The sequence below is a fragment of the Vallitalea maricola genome (assembly GCF_036985595.1).
GTDB classification, from domain to species: Bacteria; Bacillota; Clostridia; order Lachnospirales; family Vallitaleaceae; genus Vallitalea; species Vallitalea maricola.
Map to the genome: position 1 here is coordinate 1 of NZ_BTPU01000268.1, position 290 is coordinate 290.

The following is a 290-nucleotide window of genomic DNA, read 5'->3' on the forward strand; positions in this document are numbered from 1 at the left end:
GAATCTCTTGATAGAGACTCAACTATAGACAATGATAGGTCAGAATTACTCATAGAAAAGCTACAATATAAATTAAAAGTTTTATTAGGAGAAATAATCAAGCTAAAAGCGTCGGCAATTGATAGTGAAGAACCATTAGAGAGTTATGGTATAGATTCAATTATGATAACAAAGCTGAATCAAAAACTATCAGATGTGTTTGGCGATAATCTTTCCAAAACGTTATTTTATGAATATCAGACTATATATGATTTGACCCAATATCTTATAAAGGAATATGAGAGTAAGTG

At 29.7% G+C, this 290-nt stretch carries 1 protein-coding gene; it reads left to right on the forward strand.

What is annotated here, in order from left to right:
* On the forward strand, positions 1-290 hold a 290-nt coding region (locus tag AACQ14_RS24055; RefSeq protein WP_339366069.1), incomplete at both ends, for an acyl carrier protein.